Origin of the sequence: Sporomusa malonica, from assembly GCF_900176355.1 — a bacterium.
In the GTDB taxonomy this organism is placed as follows: domain Bacteria; phylum Bacillota; class Negativicutes; order Sporomusales; family Sporomusaceae; genus Sporomusa; species Sporomusa malonica.
Genome location: NZ_FWXI01000033.1, coordinates 26603 through 33295, shown reverse-complemented (window position 1 = coordinate 33295; position 6693 = coordinate 26603). Strand labels below are relative to the sequence as shown.

Annotated in this window: 7 protein-coding genes and 2 rRNA genes; 7 read left to right on the top strand and 2 right to left on the bottom strand. The window is 45.1% G+C overall.

Going from position 1 to position 6693, the window contains the following annotated elements:
- Together B9A22_RS23280 and rrf are read left to right on the top strand one after the other, a co-directional pair.
- Nucleotides 1-291: ribosomal RNA gene (locus B9A22_RS23280) — 23S ribosomal RNA — on the top strand; the annotation flags it as partial.
- A 112-nt stretch (nucleotides 292-403) separates the two neighbouring features.
- Nucleotides 404-520 (top strand): 5S ribosomal RNA (rrf, locus tag B9A22_RS23275).
- A 140-nt stretch (nucleotides 521-660) separates the two neighbouring features.
- Here the strand turns inward: rrf and B9A22_RS23270 are convergent.
- Both B9A22_RS23270 and speD read right to left on the bottom strand, forming a co-directional pair.
- On the bottom strand, nucleotides 661-1155 hold the full coding sequence (locus tag B9A22_RS23270) for a rubrerythrin family protein (protein ID WP_084578333.1): 495 nt from the start codon (nucleotides 1153-1155) through the stop codon (nucleotides 661-663).
- Between the two features lie 158 nt (nucleotides 1156-1313).
- Nucleotides 1314-1763 (bottom strand): adenosylmethionine decarboxylase, encoded by a 450-nt coding sequence (gene speD, locus B9A22_RS23265; protein ID WP_084578332.1) that lies wholly within the window; start codon nucleotides 1761-1763, stop codon nucleotides 1314-1316.
- A 306-nt stretch (nucleotides 1764-2069) separates the two neighbouring features.
- Between speD and B9A22_RS23260 the strand changes: the two genes are divergently transcribed.
- The 5 genes from B9A22_RS23260 to B9A22_RS23240 all read left to right on the top strand — a co-directional run bounded on the left by B9A22_RS23260 (nucleotide 2070) and on the right by B9A22_RS23240 (nucleotide 6686).
- Nucleotides 2070-3011, top strand: coding sequence for a nitronate monooxygenase (locus B9A22_RS23260; RefSeq protein ID WP_084578331.1), 942 nt, complete (start codon nucleotides 2070-2072; stop codon nucleotides 3009-3011).
- A gap of 39 nt (nucleotides 3012-3050) precedes the next feature.
- Nucleotides 3051-4235 (top strand): FprA family A-type flavoprotein, encoded by a 1185-nt coding sequence (locus B9A22_RS23255; RefSeq protein ID WP_084578330.1) that lies wholly within the window; start codon nucleotides 3051-3053, stop codon nucleotides 4233-4235.
- Between the two features lie 103 nt (nucleotides 4236-4338).
- Nucleotides 4339-4869 (top strand): DUF4184 family protein, encoded by a 531-nt coding sequence (locus B9A22_RS23250; RefSeq protein WP_084578329.1) that lies wholly within the window; start codon nucleotides 4339-4341, stop codon nucleotides 4867-4869.
- Between the two features lie 9 nt (nucleotides 4870-4878).
- Nucleotides 4879-6063, top strand: a complete 1185-nt coding sequence (locus tag B9A22_RS23245) for a class I SAM-dependent rRNA methyltransferase (RefSeq protein ID WP_084578328.1) — start codon at nucleotides 4879-4881, stop codon at nucleotides 6061-6063.
- Between the two features lie 173 nt (nucleotides 6064-6236).
- Entirely contained in the window at nucleotides 6237-6686 is a 450-nt protein-coding gene (locus B9A22_RS23240; protein ID WP_084578327.1) for a CtsR family transcriptional regulator, read from the top strand.
- Nucleotides 6687-6693: the final 7 nt, after the last annotated feature.

Below are 6693 nucleotides of genomic sequence, written 5' to 3'. Positions count from 1 at the left end.
GGTCCCTATCCATCGCGGGCGTAAGAGACTTGAAGGGAACTGCTCCTAGTACGAGAGGACCGGAGTGGACGGACCAATGGTGTACCAGTTATCTCGCCAGGGGTAGAGCTGGGTAGCTACGTCCGGAAAGGATAAACGCTGAAAGCATCTAAGCGTGAAACCAGCCTTAAGATGAGGTCTGTCATTCGAAAGAAGTAAGGCCCCTTGTAGATGACAAGGTAGATAGGCCAGATGTGTAAGTGGCGCAATCCACGCAGCTGACTGGTACTAATAGGCCGAGGACTTGACTTAACAAGTTCGTTCGCACCGTAGGTGCGAACATAACAAATCATAATATTGCGCAATGCTTTTCTTCTGTGAAGTTTTCAGGGAATGTACCCAATAGGGATGTTCACCTGACATATCCAGTGACGATAGCTGTGGGGGTCCACCTGTTCCCATACCGAACACAGTAGTTAAGCCCATAAACGCCGAAGGTACTTGGCTGGAAACGGCCTGGGAGATTAGGAAGTTGCTGGTTACAAAAGCACTCACTTTTTAGTGAGTGCTTCTTGCTATATATAGCGAAAAAGTTTATTCCGTTCAGACTGCTAGAGATCTGGACACGCGAAAAAAACCTGACCACTAAGGTCAGGTTTTTTTGAAGCTATAGATATTTTTTTAGCCGATGTTTTTATACGCCTGAGATTTTGCACCACAAATAGGGCACTTCTCAGGTGCTTCTTTTTCGGCAATATGACCACAGACTGCGCAGAGGTAGTAGTCATATGACTCGCCATTGCTAAGGTTAGCAAGTGCTTTTTTATAGAGCTCAGCATGGACTTTTTCAGCCTCATTTGCAAGGGTAAATGTGCGAACAGCAGCGGTGTTGTTTTCTTCTTGTGCTTCTTTGATAAAGCCAGGATACATGGACTCAAACTCATAAGTCTCGCCTTCTACGGCTGCCTTAAGGTTTTCAGCAGTGGATTTAATTCCGCCCAATGTTTTCAAGTGAGTATGTGCATGAATGGTTTCAGCTTCAGCCGCAGCGCGGAATAGTTTGGCTGCCTGAGCATGACCTTCAGTGTCAGCTTGCTTGGCGAAAGCCAAATACTTACGATTAGCTTGTGATTCACCGGCAAAAGCGGCGGCTAAATTTTTATCAGTGTTACTCATATTACATTCCCCCTAAGTGATTTCAGTATTAATTATCTATGGAATATTATTATCTATTTTCCGGACTTTGTCAATAGTATATCCAAAATTTATCTATTATTGAATAAAAAATGTACAGCCGGCCTTTTCACAGCTAGCTGTACATTGCTATACTCTTTCTATTTATTGCGGAGGAAGCGCCATACTTTCGCACTTGTGTTGCGGACACGGCGAAGCGGGGCAATGCTTACTTTGATGCGGGGCTTCATATCTTTTTGTGAACCAAAGTCGCCGCGCATAATGTTGGTTGTCTTAGTTTTTTCCGGTTTTAAAAAGCTTTTTAGGACAGCAACTGCTTTCTCCGGACGGCTGAGGTCGCCGCACGTAAAGACGTCAACAGCTGCATAGCCCAGCTTTGGATGGGTATGAACACTCATATGGCTTTCTGCTAACAGGGCTAGCGCAGTCACTCCCTGGGGCTCAAATTGATGATAGGATAAGTTCAGTAGTGTCAGGTTGGCTTCCTGTACTGCTGCAAGTATCGCAGTTTTAATGAACTCGAGGTTGTTAAGGCTATCAACGCTGCAACCGTACATATCGACGGTCAAATGCTTTCCAAGTGTTCTCACGGCTTATCGCCCCTTTATATCAAATTATGACTTAGTATAGGAAAAACAGGCATATTTTTACGATTTACCCGAAATAACGCGATTTAAGAAAGAAATCTACGAGTTCTCTCAAGCAAGATATGATTTATACAATGTTTCATTATAGTTAGAATGAGCAAGAATGTAAAGAGTTATTTCATAATTTTATTGGAAAACTATATAATAATTCTTGCAGACAGATAATTATTGCTATTTGGCTAACATTAGCAGGAATTATCTGGTCAGATAGTGAAGAAAATAGCTAGACACCAATGGAGGGAGAAATAGATGGACACTAAACTGACAAAGCTTCTGGGCATTACCTATCCGATTATTCAGGGAGGTATGGCCTGGGTTTCTGAGGCCATACTGGCAGCCGCTGTTTCTGCAGCAGGTGGTGCCGGTATTATTGCTGCCGGTGGCCGTGATGCCGACTATGTCAGAGAGCAGATACGCTTGGCCAAGCGGCTGACTGATAAGCCATTTGGTGTTAATGTGATGCTTATGGCTGAAAATAAGGATGAAGTTATTGAGGCTATCTGCGAGGAGAAACCTGCTTTTGTTACCTTAGGTGCAGGCAACCCCGTACCTTTTTTTGAAAAGCTCAGTAAGGCTGGGGTTAAAAAAATACCAGTGGTTCCAAGTGTAAAGCTGGCCAAACGCGTGGAAGACAGCGGGGCTGATGCCATCGTTATTGAGGGAATGGAGGCTGGTGGGCATATCGGTGTGCTTACAACTATGGCGTTGATGACACAGGTGATCCCACTTATTAATATCCCGGTAATTGTTGGTGGTGGTTTGGCTGATGGCCGGGGTCTTGCAGCCGCGCTGGTGATGGGGGCAGCCGGAATTCAAATGGGAACAAGGTTCCTGATTGCCGAGGAATGTGGCGTTCACCCGAATGTTAAGAAGAAATTGCTTGCTGCTGTGGATACTGACAGTGTTGTAACCGGCCTTATATCCGGTCATGGTGTCCGCGGTATCAAGAACTCATTTACTGAGAAGTATTTAGCCCTGGAGCGTAAGTGCGTACCCCAGGCTGAGCTGGATAAACTGGCCACTGGTACTAACCGATTGGCAGCCGTTGATGGTGATGTTGACAACGGTGTGGTACTGGCCGGGCAAAGCTTACTGCCACTTCAAAAGATTGAGCCAGTGGCTGTTATTGTGAACACCATAATGAGTGAGGCCTGCCAAGTCTTAGCTAATGCGCCAAAACTACTAAGCTAAGGGTTGCGGGAAAAAATTACATAAGAGGAGTGAAGTGTAATGAATCAGGTTAAATTGTCTGAGAGTGTTTATTATGTGGGGGCAGTGGACTGGAATACCCGCGATTTCCATGGATATACTACTCCCCGGGGCGTAACCTACAATTCCTACCTTATTGTTGATGAAAAGGTATGTCTGATTGATACTGTCAAAGCACCTTTTGCCCAAGAACTTTTAGACCGCGTTAGCCAAATTATTGACCCGGCGAAAATTGATTATATTATTACCAATCATATTGAGCCAGACCATTCAAGTGCTTTGCCAGCAGTGATGGAGCGGGCACCACAGGCCAAGGTGCTATTAACCGAACATGGCCGTACTGGTATTATCAAGCATTACCAAAAAAGTTATGACTTTCAGGTAGTCAAAGAGGGTGACGTACTAGATCTTGGTCGCAACAAGCTGCACTTTGTACCAGTCCCGATGCTGCACTGGCCAGATTCGATGATCTGCTATTTGACAGGGGAACAAATTCTTTTTTCCAATGATGCTTTTGGGCAGCATATCTCGACAACTAAGCGCTTTGATGATGAAAATGATATTCATGAAGTGCTATATGAAGCCGAAAAATACTACGCCAACATTCTTCTGCCGTTTGGTAAAATGGTGGTAAAGGCTGTAGACAAGCTTAAGGAGCTGCCAATACAAACTATTGCCCCTAGTCATGGGGTAGTGTGGCGTAAGCATATCCCTGATATTGTTGCTAAATATCAGTTCTGGGGCCAAGGCAAGACGACAGACAAAATAATTATCGCCTATGACAGCATGTGGGGCAGTACAGAGCGTATGGCGCGCCAGATACTTGACGGTGTGGCCGCTGCCGGGGTTACCGGCAAGTTATATAAGATGTCCACCGCTGACCGGAGCGAGGTCATCAGAGACGTGCTTGAGGCAGGTGGTGTGCTGATTGGCTCTTCAACATTAAATAACGGGATGTTACCCAGTATGGGAGCGTTGATGACCTATCTTAAGGGGCTCAGGCCAACAGGCAAAGTTGGTGCAGCGTTTGGTGCGTATGGCTGGGGTGGCGGCGCGCAAAACGCCATTGAGGAAATGATGAAAAGCGCTGGGATAGCTGTAGAACAGCCAGGCGTATCACTCAAATGGGTACCTGATGAGGCAGAAATGGATAAGTGCTTTGAATTTGGTCGTGAATTTGCCCAAAAAGTGTTGGCGAGAATTTAGACGATTAGGCAGTGCTTAGATAGCGCTGCCTTTCTACATACTGTCGCTGTGGTGGAGCACACTATTAAGGCGTGAACCAAGAAATTGGTATTTAGGAGGCCAAATGCATACTCTCCACCATGGTTTTTGGATTTATTTTTTTACCAGGAATCATCCCAACGTATGGCAGTTTGTATTTGGTGCCATGCTGCCTGACTACATTTACGTGGCACTTTTGGGTGTATTGTTGATTAAGGGCTATGTGACCTGGCCTGAACTTGGTAGTCTAAGCCCGGGCGTGCTTATGGGCCTTGTAGCTATATTTCCCTGGGTGGTAAAGATTGATTTAATTGGCCATTCTGTGCCCATTTGGTTTAGTGCTCTGTTAATAAGCTTTTTCCCAGCATTCAGAAAAGTTCAAGCGTTCATTATTGGCTGGGGGACACACCTTTTGATCGACGCTTTTACTCATGGCGCGTACTCTAACTTTTTTCTTTATCCGCTGGCGTCTTATACGGTTGAAAGCCCAGTATCCTATTGGGAACATAATCACTGGTTCCGGGAATATCGGCTAATTAACGCCGGATTGATGTCAGCGGCGGCAATTTATATGATGTATGAATGGTGGAAAAAACGGAAACAAATTAAGAAATGAGGAAATAATATGGAAATCAAGACAAAAGTATTTTTACGCAAAGGTGCCCAGCATCGGGTTGAAAGCGGTCATCCTTGGGTATTTCAGAGCGAACTTGACTATATTGACGGTGAGTTTCAGCCTGGAGATATCGTTGATGTATACAACTCCCGGCAGCGATTTATTGGGCGAGGCTATATCAATCCACGCTCACAGATTATTATCCGCATCTTATCGCGTCAGCAGGAGCCAATTGACAGGGAATTTTTCAAGCGTCGTATCCAAACTGCCTGGCGGTATCGTCAAAGATTTTTATCTGAACCTGACTATTGCCGATTGGTTTATGGTGAGGCCGATTTTCTACCTGCGCTTATTGTTGACAAATTTGGCAAATATATGGTCATTCAGACGCTGGCGTTGGGCATCGATGTTCATAAAGAGACAATTATCTCAGTTCTGGAAGAACTGTTTGCACCTGAAGGGATATATGAGCGCAATGATGTACCTGTCCGCAAACTGGAAGGCATGGATATGCGTAAAGGCTACCTCAAAGGCAACTTTCCTACCCAGATTATTGTTAATGAGAATGGCATACCCTTTTATGCTGATGTGGAAAAGGGGCAAAAAACCGGCTTCTTCTATGATCAACGCGAAAACCGCCGCTTTTTAGAACCGATTGTTAAAGATGCTGAAGTCTTAGACTGCTTCTGCCATACTGGGTCGTTTGCTATACATAGTGCACTGTATGGAGCAAAGAGTGTGCATTCTATCGACATTTCCGAAGAGGCTGTTGTCTTAGCAAAGAAGAATGCCGAGATGAACGGTGTTAGTGAGCGGTGTAATTTTGAGGTGGCGAATGCCTTTGACGCCTTGCGGTCTTTAACAGAAGAACAACGTCAGTATGATGTAGTCATTCTTGACCCGCCGGCATTTACTAAGAGCCGCGACAGTATAGAGGGTGCTGCCAGGGGATATAAGGAAATCAATCTACGCGGCCTGAAGTTGACGCGCCCAGGGGGATTTTTAGTTACTTGCTCGTGCTCGTATCATATGGACCGTGACCTGTTTAAAGCCGTAGTTGTTGACGCTGCCCGGGATGCTAAGCGGGTTGTTCGGGAGGTAGAATACCGGACACAAGCCAAAGACCATCCAATCCTGCCGGCGGCACCTGAGACTAATTATTTAAAGTTTTTAGTATTGCAGGTTGTAGAATAAGCATGCATAGCGGCGAAATACTTATAATCGAGGACGTATTCAACAATAATCGTTATTACTTAGTTGTTAAGCCTTATTTTGCCACAACACAGGCATTGCAATGCGAAACAGATTAAAATAAAATAAAGTCAAAAGGTCAAGTAAAGTCGAATTAAAGGTGGGGAGGTGGGAATTTGAACAATTTAGCCGATATCATTGAACAGTGGATTTTGCGTCAGATAGCGCATGAGCAAGATGAAATTATTATTTTGCGGCGCAACGAGATGGCTGAAGAGCTAGCTTGTGCGCCTTCGCAAATTAGCTATGTGTTGAGTACTCGCTTTACCATAGAACGCGGTTTTATTGTTGAATCAAGGCGTGGTTCAGGCGGCTTTGTCCGGATTGCCCGCATTCCCGTGCAGAGTCTTGTCTATCAGGATGCCGCCAGCCAGATTGATAGCAGCATGAGTTTAGCCGACATCAAGGCAATTGTTACCCGTCTGAGAAGTCACAATCTCATGACAAGCAGGGAGGCCGCGCTTATTTATAAATGCTTTGCTATTCTTTATGAGCGCCTTGAGCCTGAAGAGCGCGCGCCGCTCTTACAGTCACTATTAATGACGTTAGCCAACCAAAATGAATAATGAGTAC

What these genes read in the sequence shown, in the direction of transcription:
- B9A22_RS23270 (WP_084578333.1), bottom strand. Translation starts at nt 1,155, where the DNA reads ATGAGTAACACTGATAAAAATTTAGCCGCCGCTTTTGCCGGTGAATCA.
- B9A22_RS23260 (WP_084578331.1), top strand. Translation starts at nt 2,070, where the DNA reads ATGGACACTAAACTGACAAAGCTTCTGGGCATTACCTATCCGATTATT.
- B9A22_RS23255 (WP_084578330.1), top strand. Translation starts at nt 3,051, where the DNA reads ATGAATCAGGTTAAATTGTCTGAGAGTGTTTATTATGTGGGGGCAGTG.
- B9A22_RS23250 (WP_084578329.1), top strand. Translation starts at nt 4,339, where the DNA reads ATGCATACTCTCCACCATGGTTTTTGGATTTATTTTTTTACCAGGAAT.
- B9A22_RS23245 (WP_084578328.1), top strand. Translation starts at nt 4,879, where the DNA reads ATGGAAATCAAGACAAAAGTATTTTTACGCAAAGGTGCCCAGCATCGG.